Annotated in this window: 18 protein-coding genes; 16 read left to right on the top strand and 2 right to left on the bottom strand. The window is 45.4% G+C overall.

What is annotated here, in order from left to right; genetic code table 11:
• Positions 1 to 77 precede the first annotated feature (77 nt).
• From xseA to HC660_RS12045, 10 genes are all read left to right on the top strand, one after another.
• Positions 78 to 1,421: an exodeoxyribonuclease VII large subunit gene (gene xseA, locus HC660_RS12090; protein ID WP_168748215.1), complete on the top strand. Its 1,344-nt coding sequence runs from the start codon at positions 78 to 80 to the stop codon at positions 1,419 to 1,421.
• Complete coding sequence (locus tag HC660_RS12085; protein ID WP_010334887.1) at positions 1,421 to 1,675, top strand: exodeoxyribonuclease VII small subunit; 255 nt, start codon at positions 1,421 to 1,423, stop codon at positions 1,673 to 1,675. Before xseA ends, HC660_RS12085 begins: the two co-directional genes overlap by 1 nt.
• A complete protein-coding gene (locus HC660_RS12080; RefSeq protein ID WP_010334886.1) occupies positions 1,665 to 2,555 on the top strand; it encodes a polyprenyl synthetase family protein in 891 nt (296 codons plus the stop codon). The genes HC660_RS12085 and HC660_RS12080 overlap by 11 nt, the downstream gene beginning before the upstream one ends.
• A gap of 178 nt (positions 2,556 to 2,733) precedes the next feature.
• Positions 2,734 to 4,635, top strand: a complete 1,902-nt coding sequence (gene dxs / locus HC660_RS12075) for a 1-deoxy-D-xylulose-5-phosphate synthase (RefSeq protein ID WP_010334885.1) — start codon at positions 2,734 to 2,736, stop codon at positions 4,633 to 4,635.
• Positions 4,632 to 5,477 carry a TlyA family RNA methyltransferase gene (locus HC660_RS12070; protein WP_168748214.1) on the top strand — a complete coding sequence of 282 codons (846 nt, stop codon included), beginning with the start codon at positions 4,632 to 4,634 and terminating at the stop codon, positions 5,475 to 5,477. The genes dxs and HC660_RS12070 overlap by 4 nt, the downstream gene beginning before the upstream one ends.
• A 96-nt stretch (positions 5,478 to 5,573) precedes the next feature.
• The gene (gene argR, locus HC660_RS12065) at positions 5,574 to 6,023 is read left to right on the top strand and encodes an arginine repressor ArgR (RefSeq protein ID WP_168748213.1); all 450 of its coding nucleotides are present in this window, start codon (positions 5,574 to 5,576) and stop codon (positions 6,021 to 6,023) included.
• A 35-nt stretch (positions 6,024 to 6,058) separates the two neighbouring features.
• Complete coding sequence (gene recN, locus HC660_RS12060; protein ID WP_168748212.1) at positions 6,059 to 7,789, top strand: DNA repair protein RecN; 1,731 nt, start codon at positions 6,059 to 6,061, stop codon at positions 7,787 to 7,789.
• 360 nt (positions 7,790 to 8,149) lie between these two features.
• Positions 8,150 to 9,427 (top strand): SpoIVB peptidase, encoded by a 1,278-nt coding sequence (gene spoIVB / locus HC660_RS12055; RefSeq protein ID WP_168748211.1) that lies wholly within the window; start codon positions 8,150 to 8,152, stop codon positions 9,425 to 9,427.
• Between the two features lie 275 nt (positions 9,428 to 9,702).
• Complete coding sequence (spo0A, locus tag HC660_RS12050) at positions 9,703 to 10,506, top strand: sporulation transcription factor Spo0A (RefSeq protein WP_168748210.1); 804 nt, start codon at positions 9,703 to 9,705, stop codon at positions 10,504 to 10,506.
• A gap of 148 nt (positions 10,507 to 10,654) precedes the next feature.
• Entirely contained in the window at positions 10,655 to 10,834 is a 180-nt protein-coding gene (locus tag HC660_RS12045; protein WP_168748209.1) for a hypothetical protein, read from the top strand.
• 238 nt (positions 10,835 to 11,072) lie between these two features.
• Here HC660_RS12045 and HC660_RS12040 read toward each other — a convergent pair whose 3' ends face one another.
• The gene (locus HC660_RS12040) at positions 11,073 to 12,191 is read right to left on the bottom strand and encodes an NADH-dependent flavin oxidoreductase (protein ID WP_168748208.1); all 1,119 of its coding nucleotides are present in this window, start codon (positions 12,189 to 12,191) and stop codon (positions 11,073 to 11,075) included.
• 72 nt (positions 12,192 to 12,263) lie between these two features.
• The gene (locus tag HC660_RS12035) at positions 12,264 to 12,398 is read right to left on the bottom strand and encodes a hypothetical protein (RefSeq protein WP_168748207.1); all 135 of its coding nucleotides are present in this window, start codon (positions 12,396 to 12,398) and stop codon (positions 12,264 to 12,266) included.
• Positions 12,399 to 12,738: 340 nt separating this feature from the next.
• Between HC660_RS12035 and HC660_RS12030 the strand changes: the two genes are divergently transcribed.
• The 6 genes from HC660_RS12030 to HC660_RS12005 all read left to right on the top strand — a co-directional run bounded on the left by HC660_RS12030 (position 12,739) and on the right by HC660_RS12005 (position 17,872).
• Entirely contained in the window at positions 12,739 to 13,032 is a 294-nt protein-coding gene (locus HC660_RS12030; protein ID WP_032731307.1) for a lipoprotein YqiH, read from the top strand.
• Between the two features lie 22 nt (positions 13,033 to 13,054).
• Positions 13,055 to 13,675 (top strand): N-acetylmuramoyl-L-alanine amidase family protein, encoded by a 621-nt coding sequence (locus tag HC660_RS12025; protein WP_168748206.1) that lies wholly within the window; start codon positions 13,055 to 13,057, stop codon positions 13,673 to 13,675.
• An 89-nt stretch (positions 13,676 to 13,764) separates the two neighbouring features.
• Positions 13,765 to 14,508: a glycerophosphodiester phosphodiesterase gene (locus HC660_RS12020; RefSeq protein ID WP_168748205.1), complete on the top strand. Its 744-nt coding sequence runs from the start codon at positions 13,765 to 13,767 to the stop codon at positions 14,506 to 14,508.
• Positions 14,509 to 14,630: 122 nt separating this feature from the next.
• Positions 14,631 to 15,812: an acetyl-CoA C-acetyltransferase gene (locus HC660_RS12015; protein ID WP_168748204.1), complete on the top strand. Its 1,182-nt coding sequence runs from the start codon at positions 14,631 to 14,633 to the stop codon at positions 15,810 to 15,812.
• A gap of 25 nt (positions 15,813 to 15,837) precedes the next feature.
• A complete protein-coding gene (locus HC660_RS12010) occupies positions 15,838 to 16,704 on the top strand; it encodes a 3-hydroxybutyryl-CoA dehydrogenase (protein ID WP_168748203.1) in 867 nt (288 codons plus the stop codon).
• Positions 16,705 to 16,732: 28 nt separating this feature from the next.
• Complete coding sequence (locus HC660_RS12005) at positions 16,733 to 17,872, top strand: acyl-CoA dehydrogenase (RefSeq protein WP_010334872.1); 1,140 nt, start codon at positions 16,733 to 16,735, stop codon at positions 17,870 to 17,872.
• The last annotated feature ends 28 nt before the right edge of the window (positions 17,873 to 17,900 follow it).

Raw genomic sequence — 17,900 nt, 5'->3', positions numbered from 1 at the left:
GCTTCTTCAGGCTCCTTAAGCCAGGGCGGGTTTTCTTTAGTTATGGTGCAGGAATGCTTACGAGAGGAGTTTGAGACATGGGTGAAACAGCGTATGTTACTGTCTCAGCGCTGACAAAGTATATAAAACGAAAATTCGATGTAGATCCTCACCTTGAAAATATTTGGATTAAAGGCGAATTATCGAATGTAAAAATACACACGAGAGGCCATATTTATTTCACATTAAAAGATGAAAACGCCCGGATGCAGTCAGTCATGTTCGCCAGACAGAGCGAGCGTCTTCCTTTTAAACCGGAAAACGGGATGAAAGTGCTGGTGAGAGGCGGAATTTCCGTATACGAACCGAGCGGAAACTATCAATTATATGCAAAAGAAATGCAGCCTGACGGGGTCGGAGCGCTTTATTTAGCGTATGAAGAATTAAAAAAGAAGCTAGCCGGAGAAGGTTTATTTGACGAACGTTACAAAAAACAAATCCCCGCATTTCCAGCCACAATCGGGGTTGTGACATCACCCACAGGTGCTGCTGTCAGAGATGTCATTACAACTCTAAAAAGAAGATATCCCCTTGTAAAAGTCATTGTACTTCCAGCGCTCGTTCAGGGCGAACATGCGAGCAGATCCATCGTTAGGCGCATTGAAGAGGCGAATGAAAAACAGATGTGCGACGTATTAATTGTCGGAAGAGGCGGCGGATCAATTGAAGAACTGTGGGCGTTTAACGAAGAAATCGTAGCGCGTGCGATCTTTGCTTCCAACATACCGATCATATCAGCTGTCGGCCATGAGACGGATTTTACCATCAGTGATTTTGTTGCGGATATCAGAGCGGCGACACCTACAGGGGCAGCTGAGATTGCAGTGCCGCATACCACTGATTTAATGGAACGGACGAAAACGGCGGAAGTCAGGATGTCAAGAGCGATGCAGCAGCATCTCAACCAAAAAAAAGAACGGGTTCAAACACTTCAATCCTCATATGCATTTCGCTTTCCTAAGCGGCTGTTTGAGCAAAAAGAGCAGCAGTTTGACCTTGCTTACCAGCAGTTTCAAGCTCAGCTTACCGCTCTTTTGGACCGGAAAAGCAGACAGCTTGAGCGAGAAACTTACAGATTAGAGGCGCTGCATCCCCATGAACAGCTGAAGCAGGCCAGAAAGCGGTATGAGGATCAAACGAATCAGCTTAAAAAAAATATGAATATCCAAATGAAGCAGCTGCATTCTCAGTTTCAAACCGTTCTGGGCAAGCTGAACGCGTTAAGTCCCCTTCAAATTATGGAAAGAGGATACAGCTTGGCTTATAAGGAAGATGAACTCATAAAAAGCGTCAGTCAGGTAGAAGAGAAAGACCATCTGGAGGTAAAGCTGAAGGATGGCGTGCTGACCTGTGAAGTATTAAATAAGAGAGGGGAAGAATAATGACAGACATGAAAAAAAATGAAAACATGACGTTTGAAGAAGCGATGAAAGGCTTAGAAAGCATTGTATCAAAGCTTGAAGAAGGCGATGTGCCTCTGGAGCAAGCAATTAACTACTTTCAAGAAGGAATGGCCCTTTCAAAAATGTGCCATGAAAAGCTTCAAAAAGTAGAGAAGCAAATGGACTTCATTTTAAAAGAAGACGGCGAACTGGCACCTTTTAGTGTTCAGGAGGAAGACGAAGGTGACAAATAAATTAGCTAGTTTTCTGGCGGAGCGTAAAAAAGCGGTTGAAGAACAGCTCTTTGTATATACAGAAAACCTTAATATCCCAGATTCATTAAAGAAATCTATGCTGTATTCCCTTGAGGCCGGAGGAAAGCGGCTGCGGCCTCTCATCGTGCTGGCGGTTTTGAATGCATACGGAAAAAGTGAAAAAGACGGTATCCCAGTCGGGTGCGCTGTTGAAATGATTCACACGTATTCCTTAATTCATGATGATCTGCCTTGCATGGACGATGATGATCTGCGCCGCGGAAAACCGACAAACCATAAAGTATTTGGTGAAGCCACGGCTGTTTTAGCGGGAGACGGGCTGCTTACGGAAAGCTTTAAGCTGATTACGTCCCATGTGTCAGACGAGGTATCTGCTGAGAAGCGACTTCGTCTTGTGAATGAACTGATTTCAGCGGCGGGAACCGAGGGCATGGTCGGGGGGCAGATCGCCGATATGGAAGCAGAAAATCGTCAGGTCACGCTTGAAGAACTTGAATCCATTCATGAACGGAAAACAGCCAAACTGCTCGGTTTTGGCGTCATCGCCGGCGCTATTTTGGCGGATGCACCTGAGGAAGAAATTGAAACATTGCGCGCCTTCAGCAGCCACATTGGAATCGGTTTTCAAATCAGAGACGACATTTTAGATGTAGAAGGCAGTGAAGAGAAAATCGGCAAACGTGTCGGCTCGGATACAACGAACGAAAAATCAACGTATCCGTCACTTCTGTCACTGGAAGGGGCCAAAAAGAAATTGGACGGTCACATAGAAGAAGCAAAGCGCTTGATTGGCGGTCTCTCCCTTCAAAAAGACCTTTTGTATGAGCTTTGTGATTTAATTGCGGCAAGAGACCACTAAAACGATCCTTATTTGAAGCGGCTGCACGACATATGGTAAAATGTAAGCAGTTTCGATGAAAAAACAAAAGGAAGAGCGCGTTTGTCTTTTTTTATGCCTGAGAAATGATCTGAGTTCAGCTCGGCATTTAAGACATATATCATTGCAGAAATTCATGCTGAAAGTGAGTTGATCCGCTTTGGATCTTTTATCAATACAGGACCCGTCGTTTTTAAAAAACATGTCCATTGATGAATTAGAGAAATTAAGTGATGAAATCCGTCAGTTTCTGATTACGACTTTATCGGCTTCTGGCGGACACATTGGCCCTAATTTGGGTGTTGTTGAGCTTACCGTTGCATTGCATAAGGAATTTAACAGCCCGAAAGACAAGTTTTTGTGGGATGTAGGTCATCAGTCTTACGTCCATAAGCTGCTGACGGGCCGGGGAAGAGAATTTGAGACCCTTCGACAATATAAAGGGCTTTGCGGATTCCCGAAGCGGAGCGAAAGCGAACATGACGTATGGGAAACCGGGCATAGCTCAACTTCCTTGTCAGGTGCGATGGGAATGGCGGCCGCTCGCGATATTAAAGGAACGGATGAGTTTATCATTCCGATTATCGGTGACGGTGCGCTGACCGGCGGAATGGCGCTTGAAGCGCTGAACCATATCGGTGACGAGAAAAAAGACATGATTGTTATCCTCAACGATAATGAAATGAGTATCGCTCCGAACGTCGGCGCTATTCATTCCATGCTCGGACGTCTGCGAACAGCCGGGAAATACCAATGGGTGAAAGATGAGCTTGAATATCTGTTTAAGAAGATTCCGGCTGTTGGGGGCAAGCTTGCCGCCACGGCAGAACGTGTCAAAGACAGCCTGAAGTATATGCTTGTCTCAGGCATGTTTTTCGAGGAACTCGGATTTACTTATTTAGGCCCGGTGGACGGACATTCTTATCATGAGCTGATTGAGAATCTTCAATACGCTAAAAAAACCAAAGGCCCTGTCCTGCTGCATGTGATCACCAAAAAAGGAAAAGGGTACAAACCTGCTGAAACCGATACGACCGGTACGTGGCATGGAACCGGTCCATATAAAATTAATACAGGTGACTTTGTAAAACCAAAAGCCGCAGCGCCTGCATGGAGCAGCCTTGTCAGCGGAACAGTACAGCGAATGGCACGTGAGGACGGGCGAATCGTGGCGATAACACCGGCAATGCCTGTGGGTTCGAAGCTTGAAGGCTTTGCGCAGGAATTCCCTGACCGGATGTTCGACGTCGGCATTGCAGAGCAGCATGCAGCTACAATGGCAGCCGCAATGGCATTACAAGGCATGAAGCCGTTTCTGGCTATCTATTCAACCTTCCTGCAGCGTGCATATGACCAGGTTGTTCATGACATCTGCCGTCAAAACGCCAATGTGTTTATCGGAATCGACCGTGCCGGATTAGTCGGTGCAGACGGAGAGACGCATCAAGGCGTATTTGATATCGCGTTTATGCGCCACATTCCAAATGTGGTCTTAATGATGCCAAAGGATGAAAATGAAGGGCAGCATATGGTTCATACAGCGCTGAGCTATGACGGCGGTCCGATCGCCATGCGTTTTCCGCGCGGAAACGGCCTCGGCGTCAAAATGGATGAACAGCTAAAAACAATTCCAATCGGCACGTGGGAGGTGCTGCGTCCGGGTAACGACGCGGTCATCTTAACATTTGGAACAACAATTGAAATGGCGCTTGAAGCTGCTGAAGAGCTGCAAAAAGAAGGCCTTTCCGTACGCGTCGTCAACGCGCGATTCATTAAGCCGATTGATGAAAAGATGATGAAGGACATACTAAATGAAGGATTGCCGATTCTAACGATTGAAGAAGCGGTCTTAGAAGGCGGATTTGGAAGCGCGGTTTTAGAATTCGCTCATGACCAGGGGATGTACCATACGCCGATTGACAGAATGGGCATACCGGATCGATTTATAGAACATGGAAGCGTAACGGCGCTTCTTGAAGAAATCGGATTAACGAAACAGCAGGTGGCAGACAGAATTCGATTGCTGGCACCGCCCAAGACACATAAAGGAATTGGATCATGACGGCTAAGAAAGAACGATTAGATGTATTACTAGTGGAAAGAGGGCTTGCGGAAACGCGGGAAAAAGCGAAACGGGCCATTATGGCAGGAATCGTGTATTCGAATGAAAACCGCTTGGACAAGCCTGGTGAAAAAATTGACCGCGAGCTTCCGTTGACCATCAAAGGAAACCCGCTGAAATATGTGAGCAGAGGCGGTTTAAAGCTTGAAAAAGCACTGAAAGAATTTCCTGTCTCTGTTCAGGAGAAAATTATGATTGATATCGGTTCCTCCACCGGCGGCTTTACGGACTGTGCTCTGCAAAACGGCGCAAAACAGTCGTACGCGGTGGATGTGGGCTACAACCAGCTTGCATGGAAACTAAGACAGGACGAACGCGTCGTTGTGATGGAACGCACGAATTTTCGTTATGCGACTCCGGCAGACTTCACAAAGGGCATGCCGGAGTTTGCTACGATTGATGTATCCTTTATTTCACTTCGGCTGATCCTGCCTGTTTTAAAAACATTGCTTGTACCAGGCAGCGATTGTATTGCGCTTGTCAAGCCTCAGTTTGAAGCAGGCCGGGAATCCGTCGGCAAAAAAGGCATTGTCAGAGATCCGAAGGTGCATGAAGATGTCCTGCGGCGTATGGTCAGTTTTTCGGCTAGCGAGGGCTATCTCTGCAAAGGCCTGTCATTTTCTCCAATTACGGGAGGAGACGGAAATATTGAATTTCTCCTTCATTTGCAGTGGCCGGGTGAAGGTCAAGAAGGCGCAGGCTTGCCTGAAGAGGAAATCAGCCGCATAGTGGAAGAAGCACATAGGACGTTAAAAGAAAAAAAAGCAGATGTACCGGAATAATAGGGCGCTATTATTCCTTTTTTCTGCATTCATGTACTTTTTGCGGAGAATCATATACCATATAAGAACAGATAAGCTGGAAATAGAGGTGCTTACATGAACAAAGGCCAGAGGCATATCAAAATCAGAGAAATCATTACAAGCAATGAAATCGAAACCCAAGATGAATTGGTTGACATGCTGAAGCAGGATGGATACAAGGTCACACAAGCCACGGTTTCACGCGATATTAAAGAGCTTCACCTTGTGAAGGTGCCGACAAATAATGGCTCATATAAATACAGCCTACCGGCGGACCAGCGTTTCAATCCGCTGTCTAAGCTGAAACGGTCACTGATGGATGCTTTTGTGAAAATAGATTCAGCAAGCCATATGATTGTGCTGAAAACCATGCCGGGCAATGCCCAGGCAATTGGAGCGCTGATGGACAATCTGGACTGGGACGAAATTATGGGGACCATTTGCGGAGATGACACCATTTTAATTATTTGCCGGACTCCTGAAGATACCTACGGCGTAAAAAGCAGGCTCCTAGAGCTGCTGTAAAGGAAATCTAACAAAGATAAGAGGTGTAATGCTGTTTGTTAGCTGAATTATCGATTAAAAACTTTGCCATTATTGAGGAACTGACGGTTTCTTTTGAACGCGGGCTTACGGTTTTAACAGGAGAAACCGGAGCCGGCAAATCCATCATCATAGATGCCATTTCACTTTTAGTCGGTGGCCGCGGCTCATCTGAATTTGTCAGGTATGGAGAAACAAAAGCCGAGCTTGAAGGGCTGTTTCAGTTAGACAGCGGCCATCCCGTTTTTGACGTTTGTGCTGAACAGGGGATTGACGTTTCAGATGAAATGATCGTCATGAGAAGGGATATCAGCACGAACGGAAAAAGCGTATGCCGGGTAAATGGCAAACTTGTAACGATTGCGTCGCTAAGAGAAATCGGCAGGCTTTTATTGGATATTCACGGGCAGCACGATAACCAGCTGTTAATGGAGGACGAAAAACATCTTCAGCTATTGGACAAGTTTGCGGGAGCCGAAGTGGAAAGCGCACTTCAAGCGTATCAGGAAGGCTATCAGCGCTACATGAAGCTGCTTAAAAAGTTGAAGCAGCTTTCTGAAAGTGAGCAGGAAATGGCGCATCGGCTTGATCTGATTCAATTTCAGCTGGAAGAAATTGAATCAGCAAAGCTCGAACTGAACGAAGATGAGCAGCTGCAAGAAGAGCGTCAGCAAATTTCAAATTTTGAGAAAATATTTGAATCACTGCAAAATGCTTATAATGCGCTGCGCAGCGAGCAGGGCGGTCTGGACTGGGTCGGAATGGCGTCGTCTCAGCTTGAAGATTTATCCGATATTAACGAACCGCTGCAAAAACTGTCTGAGAGTGTTTCGAACTCCTACTATCTTTTGGAGGACGCTACATTTCAAATGAGAAATATGCTGGATGAGCTTGAATATGACCCGGAACGATTGAATTTTATTGAGGCGCGTCTTAATGAGATTAAGCAGCTAAAGCGGAAATACGGGGCAACCGTTGAGGATATTTTAGAATATGCTTCTAAAATTGAAGAAGAGATTGATCAAATTGAAAACAGAGACAGCCATCTTCAGAGCCTGAAGCAGGAGCTGGATTCGGTTGGTAAAGATGTTGCAGTAGAAGCGGCAAACGTTTCCCGAATCCGAAAAACATGGGCGAAAAACCTGGCTGAGGAAATCCATCGTGAACTGAAAAGCTTATATATGGAAAAGTCGACTTTTGATACGGAGTTTAAGGTTAGAACAGCAACCCGCGGTGAGGAAGCGCCGGTTGTAAACGGGCAGCCTGTTCAGCTCACTGAACACGGGATTGATCTGGTGAAATTTTTGATTTCTACCAATACTGGGGAGCCGCTGAAATCCCTTTCTAAAGTTGCTTCCGGCGGAGAGCTGTCAAGGGTCATGCTTGCCATTAAAAGCATTTTCTCCTCACAGCAGGACGTTACCTCGATTATATTTGACGAGGTAGATACAGGCGTAAGCGGCAGGGTCGCTCAGGCTATTGCTGAAAAGATTCACAAAGTATCGATGGGATCACAAGTGCTTTGCATTACGCACCTGCCTCAGGTGGCAGCCATGGCCGATACCCATCTGTACATTGCGAAAGAATTAAAAGACGGAAGAACGACGACGCGTGTAAAGCCGCTGACTAAACAAGAGAAGGTGGCGGAAATCGGGCGCATGATAGCAGGAGTCGAAGTCACAGACTTAACAAAACGCCATGCGAAAGAGCTGTTAAAACAAGCGGATCAAGTCAAAACAACTGGATAAGCTGCGCAATATACGCAGCAGCTTCAGCGTGCTGACAAACCCTCGCAATCGTTTTCAAGTCTAAGCGCCGGTGCTCACGAATGACAGCACCCGCCCTTTCTAGACTTCAAGGGTTTTCAATCACGCTGAAAGAATGTCAAAAATTTAAAACTTTATTCGGTTTTAAACTTTTGTCAACAGTCTAAAGCTGCGCATATGCGCAGCTTATTTTTTTTGTATACTCATCCATTCGTTCATCAGTATATCCAATGTTTTTCTTTATATGACAGTTATAAATAAGGGCTGAGAAGGCAAAAGTAATGATGTAGCAGCAATTCATAAAGAAGGTGTGGGGTAGGAGCGAGGAGAGTGAAGTAGTGAATGCCGGATAACATCAGAAAAGCAATAGGTTTAATTCTCCTTGTTTCGTTATTAAGTGTAGGTTTATGCAAACCATTAAAAGAGTATTTACTGATTCCAACGCAAATGAGAGTATTTGAAACCCAAACACAAGCGATTGAAACGAGTTTATCTGTAAACGCCCAGGAAAAATCATCAGAAGCGTTTACAGTTGAGAAAGACCCGCATGAAATCAAAGTCACAGGCAAAAAATCAGGCCAATCAGAATTAGTATATGATCTTGCCGGATTTCCAATCAAAAAAACAAAAGTGCAAGTTCTACCGGATTTAAAAGTCATACCGGGCGGGCAATCGATCGGTGTCAAACTTCATTCCGTGGGAGTGCTTGTGGTCGGATTTCATCAAATTAACACAAGCGAAGGGAAAAAATCCCCTGGTGAATCGGCAGGTATTACAGCAGGCGACATTATTATCGAGATGAATGGACAGAAAATTGAAAAAATGAATGATGTTGCCCCGTTTATTCAAAAAGCGGGAAAAACCGGAGAGTCTCTTGATTTGCTGATCAAACGTGATAAACAGAAGATCAAAACAAAGCTGATTCCTCAAAAGGATGAAGCTGAAGGCAAATACCGAATCGGTTTATATATCAGGGATTCTGCCGCGGGCATCGGCACAATGACCTTTTATGAGCCGAAAACAAAAAAATACGGAGCGCTTGGCCACGTGATCTCCGATATGGATACGAAAAAACCAATTGTCGTGGAAGATGGAGAAATCGTCAAATCGACTGTAACATCAATTGAAAAAGGGACAGGCGGAAATCCTGGAGAAAAACTGGCGCGATTTTCCTCTGAACGCAAAACGATCGGGGACATTAACAGAAACAGCCCATTTGGAATCTTCGGCACGCTGCATCAGCCGATTAAAAACAAAATCTCAGACAAGGCGCTGCCGGTTGCCTTTTCAAATGAAGTGAAAAAAGGGCCTGCTGAAATCTTAACGGTCATTGATGATGATAAGGTAGAAAAATTTGATATCGAAATCGTCAGCACGACACCTCAAAAGTTTCCGGCTACAAAAGGAATGGTCTTAAAAATTACCGATCCAAGACTGCTGAAGGAAACAGGCGGCATTGTACAAGGCATGAGCGGAAGTCCAATCATTCAAAATGGAAAGGTCGTCGGCGCCGTTACCCATGTGTTTGTCAACGACCCGACAAGCGGCTACGGTGTGCATATTGAATGGATGCTGTCTGAAGCAGGAATCGATATTTACGGAAAAGAAAAAGCAAGCTAACTGCCGGAATTCCGGCAGTTTTTTTGCTTTTCTCCCTCTTCACTTCTCATCATACATACGTTAAAATGAACAAAAGAAGATTTTTCGACAAATTCACGTTTCCTTATTTGTCAAATTTCATTTTTAGTCGAAAAACAGAGAAAAACATAGAATAACGAAGATATGCCACTATTATTGTTAGTTATGATTTTTTTTAGAGGGTATATAGCGGTTTTGTCGAATGTAAACATGTAGCAAGGTGGAATCCTGTTAACTACATTTGGGGAGGAAGAAACGTGGAGAAAATTAAAGTTTGTGTTGCTGACGATAATCGAGAGCTGGTAAGCCTGTTGAGTGAATATATAGAAGGACAGGAAGACATGGAAGTCATCGGAGTTGCTTATAACGGACAGGAATGTCTGTCGCTATTTAAAGAAAAAGATCCTGATGTGCTCGTCTTGGACATTATTATGCCGCATTTGGACGGACTTGCTGTTTTAGAGCGACTGAGAGAATCAGAGCTGAAAAAACAGCCAAACGTCATCATGCTGACAGCCTTCGGACAGGAAGATGTCACGAAAAAGGCCGTCGATTTGGGAGCGTCCTACTTTATTCTCAAACCGTTTGATATGGAAAACCTTGTCGGCCATATTCGCCAGGTCAGCGGAAATGCCAGCAGTGTGACGCATCGCGCGCCGTCATCACAAAGCAGCATTATACGCAGCAGCCAGCCTGAACCAAAAAGGAAAAATCTCGACGCGAGCATCACAAGCATTATCCATGAAATCGGCGTCCCTGCACATATTAAAGGCTATCTCTATCTGCGTGAAGCGATCTCAATGGTGTATAACGACATCGAACTGCTCGGCAGTATTACAAAAGTCCTCTATCCTGACATCGCCAAAAAATTCAATACAACCGCTAGCCGTGTAGAGAGAGCGATCCGCCACGCAATTGAAGTGGCATGGAGCAGAGGGAATATTGATTCCATATCCTCATTGTTCGGTTATACAGTCAGCATGACGAAGGCAAAACCTACAAATTCAGAGTTCATTGCGATGGTTGCGGATAAGCTGAGATTAGAACATAAGGCTTCTTAAGCATGATCAGCAAAAGCACTTAAATCAAACGTCTTTTATTTATTGGTTTCCACTGATAAATAGGAGGCGTTTTATTTTTGGATAAATCTGTTATAATAAATGCGGAAGATTGATGACTATTTGGTTTATACGCTTGGAGTGATCGAAAATGCGTGAAACGTACGGGCTGCTAATCGCTATATTTATTCTTTCGCTTTGTGTCAATTCAAACATCGTTGTGGAGTCACACAAAATAGGCATGCTGATTGACTTCATTTCATTTGCTGCAATGGTCGTATGTATATTCGTTGGTTGGACCATGAGAAACACAAAGGCAAAAACGGATTGAAACCCTTTACGCTGGATGTTCGTATGATAAAGAGCAATTAAAGTATATAGGAGACATACGCAGAAAAAAACAGAAAAGGTGATGGACTGCTGTTCGATTTTCTAACCGAAGGAATTGGTCAGCTTCTCATTTTGCAGTTTGAATATTTGCACAAATTATTCGATTAACGAAAAGGACCCTTTCCTAAGGGTCTTTTTTTATAAAAAAGACTGCCGAATATTCCGGCAGTCACATCAAATTAATCTTTATAAGGAACCCATCCACGTGTGTTCACAATCGCTTTCCATAGCGGCTCAGGCAAGTGATATTTTTCTTTGTCTGTGCCTTTTATCACAGTTTCAATTTGTTTTTCGCGTCCTTCTTTTACTTTTACAGCCCAATCAGGATCCACTAAAATTTCACGCCCCATCGCCACCAGCGGGATATCGTTTTCAATCACAGCAAGCGCGTCATCAGCAGAATGGATGGAACCAACAGCAATCAGCGGCACCTTGTGTCCGACACGTTCATTCAATAAGTCCATACGTGTACGTGTTGGGTCTGCGCCGCGGCGCGCTTTGGAGTTGACGTCCATCAATGAAATATGGAGGTAATCCAGTTCTTTTTCTACTAAGGCATCAACAAGCGTGAAGGTTTCTGTCATTGTCAGTCCCGGTGTATCTGGCTCTTCCGGAGACAGACGGTAGCCGACTAAAAATGCACCCTTCGCGTGATCAGCAATTGCTTGTTTCACCTCATCCACAATAGCAAGCGGGAAGGCTAATCGTTTCTCGTCGCTTCCTCCCCAGCGGTCTGTGCGCTGATTTGTTTTTGGAGAATAAAACTGCTGAATCAAGTAGCCGTTTGCACCGTGAATTTCGACACCGTCAAATCCGGCTTCAATGGCACGTCTTGTCGCTTCTCCAAAAGCCTTCACAATGTTTTGAACCTCTGCCTCTGTCAATGCACGGGCAATTTGTTTACCGTTATCAAACACGTCACTTGGCGCAACAACATCCTGATTCGGAACAAGCTCAGGAGGACATTCAATTCCGCCGTGATGAATTTGCACAATCGCTTTTGACCCTTGTGCTTGAATGGCTTGCGCTAATCTTTTTAGCCCGGCAATATTTGAGTCGTCATGGATGGCTGGCTGTCCGGGAAATGCTTTTCCATCAGGCGTGACGTTTGCGCATGCTGTAATCACCATTCCCATTTCTTTTGAACGGGGGATGATGTAGTCCAGCTCCGCTTCAGAAATCGTGCCGTCCTCGTTGGAAGAATAATGGGTCATTGGAGCAACCGCGATCCGGTTGTCAATCGTAACGCCGCTTCGAAATGTAAATGGTTCAAAGAGCGGTTTGTACTTTGGATTCATAAAATCATCTTCTTTCGTTTGGATTCGCACATATTCTAGCCTATATGTAAAATTTGATGCAATTAATCTGCTTCACCGGCTGAATATCTTGAGTGCCGAATGTGGTTTTCTGCGCTCTTTTTCGGGGCTCTTGTAGCCGTCTTTGATTTGATGGCGAATGGAGCAAGTGATGACCTCCGCGGCTAGCATCAAAACGAATTTTTTCATGAGCTGTATCTTCTTTCTGTAAAGTAAATATTCTTTAAAAGCTTACGCCTGTCCAACCCTTCCGTCAAACCATCTGCTCACTTTATTCATCAAGTTTTTAAAAATGAATAAAAAGTTGCTTCTTTCCGCTAATTTTTTCTAAAATGCAGCTCTTTTAGAGACATCTTCATAGACAGATCCGCTTGCTTTCTTTCTAACAACAGGAAATCAGCAGGTCAGATAGCCCTTTTGAAAATCATGGAAACGTCGTGCCGGCTTTCGTGCCAGCTTTACAAATCCGCCATTCTGGTCAAAGATAAAAGCCAAACATAAAAGCCAAACATCAGGAAGAGGTGATCATGTGAAACAAACTGGTCTATTTCTGTTAACTGTGCTGCTGCTTTCCGGATGCAGTATTGCAAGCGCAGATGATTCAGTCCCAAAGTTTACAGAAGAGGGAAAATACATTGGTTCGGCTGATCCTCATACAATCGCCGTTTCCCTTAACGGAGAAGAAACCATGATACAAGTTCCAAGGGACAAACGCGACGATTGTGAGGACCTGCCAGATCACACAAAAGTCCAGGTGAAATATACAAAAAAAGAAAACGGAACCTTACAGCTGGAAGATATTCAGCTGCAAAAGAACTCGTAATGACAGACCGGAGGGAGAAACGTTGAAAATGTTATGGAGGAGTTTAGCGATATGCGGATTGGCTTTTATGCTCGCGCCCTGTGCACAAGCGGCAGAGCCGATAGCAGGGAAAACGGTATATATTGATGCCGGTCATGGTGGCAAAGACAGCGGGGCAGTCGGAAACGGGCTGTTAGAGAAAAATATTAATTTGGCTGTCTCCGGTTATGTTGTGGACAAGCTGAAAGCGGAAGGAGCAATTCCTGTTGCTACAAGGATGGATGATCATTTTCTGACCTTGGAGGAAAGAGTGGCAAAAGCAAGTGCAAACCATGCTGATCTTTTTGTCAGTATTCATGTGAATTCGGGCGTTTCCTCTGCTTCAGGCACGGAAACGTACTTTCAGTCTGATTATGAAGCGGAAAACAGTCAGCGGCTGGCATCAGATATTCAGTCAGAGCTGGTATCATCCTTGCAAACAAGAGACAGGGGTGTGAAAGAATCGGATTTTTATGTCATTACATATTCAAAAATGCCGAGTGTGCTGGCTGAGCTTGGATTTATTACAAACAGCTCTGATGCGGACAAGCTTGGGAGTGAAGAATATCAAAAAAAAGCTGCTGACGCGATTGTCGCCGGAATTGACTCTTATTACGCACAGTAGTCAGAGTACAAAAACACTTCATTCTAGAGTGACAAGGCCTAAATCAGTATAATAGAGAAAACGGGCAACTTTAGGCTTGAGGTGAAACAATGACAAAGATTTTTGCCCATCGGGGGGCATCAGGTCATTATCCCGAAAATACAATGATTGCATTTGAAAAAGGGATTGAAAACGGAGCGGATGGAATCGAGCTAGATGTTCAGCTGACAAAAGACGGACATATTGTTGTTATTCATGATGAAAGGCTTGACCGGACGACATCCTTAAAAGGTTTCGTAAAGGACACGAGGTACGATGTTTTGAAAACCGCTGATGCGGCTGCCGGTCATCAACAAACAGTCGGCGATGTAAGGGTGCCGCTGCTTGAAGACGTGCTCTCGTGGGCGGAAAAAAAGGATTTTCTGATTAACATTGAATTGAAAAATAGCGTGATCCGCTATGAAGGAATGGAAGAAAAAGTGCTTGAGACAGTAAAGCGATTTAAAATAGAAGAAAGAACGATTCTGTCCGCATTTAACCATGAAAGCTTAGCGTTATGCGGCCGGCTGGCACCCCATATTGAACGGGCGGTGCTGACCTCAGATGTGCTATATCAGGCTGATCAATATGTAAAATCCATTCCGGCAGCCGGCTACCACCCAAAGCTGCATAGCCCGGCGGTAACGGATGAAGTGCTGCAGCAAATGCGAAATAGCTCGATTAAGGTAAGGCCTTATACAGTCAATCGGCCAGACGATATGGAGCATTTGATGAAAATGAGAGCAGACGGCATTTTCACAGATTTTCCTGAGCGGGCTGCTGCCATCGCTAAGAAATTGAATAGAACAAATTAGTTTTCAAGAAGGCTGCCGGTGCAGCCTTCTTTTTCATTCATTCATACCTGTTTCAAAGCATACATTCATAGAAGACACCCAGAAATGTAAGCGCTGTCTATCTTTTGATTTGAGGTGAAACCATGAGGAAAACAGTCATTGTAAGTGCCGCAAGAACCCCGTTTGGCAAATTTGGAGGTGCGTTAAAAGAAGTAAAAGCTGCTGAACTCGGGGGCGCTGCTATGAAAGAGGCGTTAAAGCGTGCCGGAGTCCCTGGAGATCAGGCGGAAGGCGCCATCATGGGTATGGTTGTCCAAGCCGGTGCGGGCCAGATACCTTCCCGGCAAGCTGCCCGTATAGCCGGACTGCCTTGGAGTGTGCCATCGGAAACACTAAATAAAGTTTGCGCCTCTGGCCTTCGTGCTGTCACTCTATGTGACCAAATGATTCGGGCGCGTGATGCGGACATTCTTGTTGCCGGAGGCATGGAGAGCATGAGCAATATTCCGTATGCTGTTCCCGCTGGCCGCTGGGGGGCACGGATGGGTAACGGGGAGCTGAGGGATTTAATGGTTTACGACGGATTAATGTGCGCTTTTGATGAAGTGCACATGGCCGTTCACGGAAATACGGCGGCCAAGGAATATGGCATTTCACGTAAAGAGCAGGATGAATGGGCCCTTCGAAGTCATAAGCGGTCGGCTGCTGCGGCCGATGAAGGAAAGTTTGATGAAGAAATTGTTCCTGTCAGCTGGCTTGGCCGGAAAGGAAAAACAAACATTGTTGACAAAGATGAAGCGATTCGCCGCGATACCACTCTCGATCAGCTTGCGAAACTTTCTCCGATTTATTCGAGTGACGGATCCATTACAGCCGGCAATGCGCCGGGAGTCAACGACGGAGCGGGAGCATTTGTATTAATGTCTGAGGAAAAAGCCGCTGAACTTGGAAAGCGTCCTCTTGCAACCATTCTTGGTTTTTCAACAGCCGGAATGCAAGCGCATGAGCTTGCGGCGGCCCCGGGATACGCAATAAACAAGCTGCTGAAAAAGACCGGCTTTACATTACAGGATATTGACCTTTTTGAAGTCAATGAAGCATTTGCTTCTGTTGTATTAACATGTGAAAAAATCGTTGGGTTTGATCTTGAACAAGTAAACGTCAATGGCGGAGCAATTGCACTGGGCCACCCGATCGGTGCTAGCGGTGCGAGAATTTTGATGACACTTGTGTACGAATTAAAGCGCCGGGGAGGTGGACTGGGGATTGCTGCTATTTGCAGCGGAGCGGCTCAGGGAGACGCTGTCTTGGTTCGAGTTCATTAAAACATTGACGGAGAAGGGGATTTGAATGGAAATCAAAGATATCATGGTAGCCGGCGCCGGACAAATGGGAAGCGGAATTGCCCAAACAGCGGCTGAAGCCGGCTTTTATGTGCGGCTGTATGATTTAAATCCTGAGGCAGCGGAAACGGGATTTCAGCACATAAAAAAGCATTTGAACCGCGATGCTGAAAAAGGAAGAAAGACGGAAGCAGAAGTGAAGGCTGTTATCAGCCGTATTTCGCTTTCCCCGGCGCTGGAGGAGGCGCAGCATGCGGATGTTGTGATTGAAGCAATTGCAGAAAGCATGACGGCAAAAACTAAATTGTTCAAAAACCTTGATCATATTTGCCCGGCTCATACGCTTTTGGCCAGCAATACATCCTCCTTGCCGATAACAGAAATTGCAGCTGTCACAAACCGACCTGAACATGTCATTGGCATGCATTTTATGAACCCCGTTCCTGTGATGAAACTGGTTGAAGTCATTCGCGGCCTGGCGACATCAGATGAAACTGCGTTAGCCATTATTGCATTAGCGGAAAAAATGGGGAAAACGCCGGTCGAAGTCAATGATTTTCCCGGATTTGTCTCTAACCGTGTGCTTTTGCCAATGATCAATGAAGCCATCTATTGCCTTTATGAGGGGGTAGCTGAGCCAGACGCAATAGACCAGGTTATGAAACTTGGTATGAATCACCCGATGGGACCCCTTAAGTTAGCTGATTTTATCGGGCTGGATACATGTTTGTCGATTATGGAAGTCCTTCACTCCGGGCTTGGTGACTCCAAGTACCGCCCTTGCCCGCTGCTTCGTAAGTACGTCAAAGCAGGGTGGCTCGGCAAAAAGAGCGGACGCGGTTTTTATCATTACGGCGAGGAGAAGAATACCTGAAGTCAATTCCAACCCGGGGGTGGCCAAGTTGCATTTAACCCAAGAGCAAGTCATGATGCGAAAGATGGTGCGTGATTTTGCCCGAAAAGAAATTGCTCCTGCTGCGGAGGTCATGGAGAAAACAGATGAATTTCCATTTCAGCTAATGAAGAAAATGGGTGAACACGGCTTGATGGGAATACCAGTGCCGGAACAATATGGCGGCGCTGGAGCGGACGTTGTTTCTTATATTTTGGCCATTCATGAGATTTCTAAAATTAGCGCGGCGGTCGGTGTCATTCTTTCGGTTCATTCCTCAGTGGGCACAAATCCGATTTTGTACTTCGGAAACGAAGAGCAAAAAGTGAAATATATACCGAAACTCGCCTCAGGAAACTATTTGGGTGCATTTGCGCTGACTGAGCCTTACTCTGGATCGGATGCCGGGAGCCTTCGCACCACAGCAATCAAAAAGAACGGCAAATATATTTTAAACGGATCGAAAATCTTCATAACGAACGGGGGTGCCGCTGACCTCTATATTACGTTTGCTTTAACTGCCCCAGGCCAAAACAGGAACGGGATTTCGGCTTTTATCGTTGAAAAGAACACACCTGGTTTTACAGTCGGCAAAAAAGAAAGAAAGCTGGGGCTTCACGGTTCCAACACAACAGAGCTGATATTTGAAAATGCGGAAGTGCCGGAAGAGAATTTACTGGGCCAAGAGGGGGATGGATTTAAAATCGCAATGGCGAACCTGAATGTGGGGCGCATCGGCATTGCAGCACAAGCGCTGGGAATCGCAGAGGCTGCCCTGGAATATGCGGTTGCTTATGCGAAACAGCGTGTCCAATTCAACAGGCCTATCGCAGCCAATCAAGGCATATCGTTTAAGCTTGCTGATATGGCGACAAGAGCAGAGGCGGCAAGGCACCTTGTCTATCATGCGGCAGATCTCCATACCCGCGGTCTGGCCTGCGGAAAGGAAGCGTCCATGGCTAAACAATTTGCTTCTGATTCAGCAGTGAAAGCTGCACTTGAGGCAGTCCAGATATATGGAGGATATGGTTATATGAAGGATTATCCGGTCGAACGGCTGCTTAGGGACGCAAAGGTAACACAAATTTATGAAGGCACAAATGAAATTCAAAGACTCATTATTTCCAAGCACCTGCTTGGCACAATCTGACAGATAATAACGCAAAGCGGAGGTTGAG

The organism is Bacillus mojavensis, assembly GCF_012648005.1.
In the GTDB taxonomy this organism is placed as follows: domain Bacteria; phylum Bacillota; class Bacilli; order Bacillales; family Bacillaceae; genus Bacillus; species Bacillus mojavensis.
The sequence above is the reverse complement of the archived record's forward strand: the minus strand, read 5'-3'. Positions and strand labels throughout refer to the sequence as shown.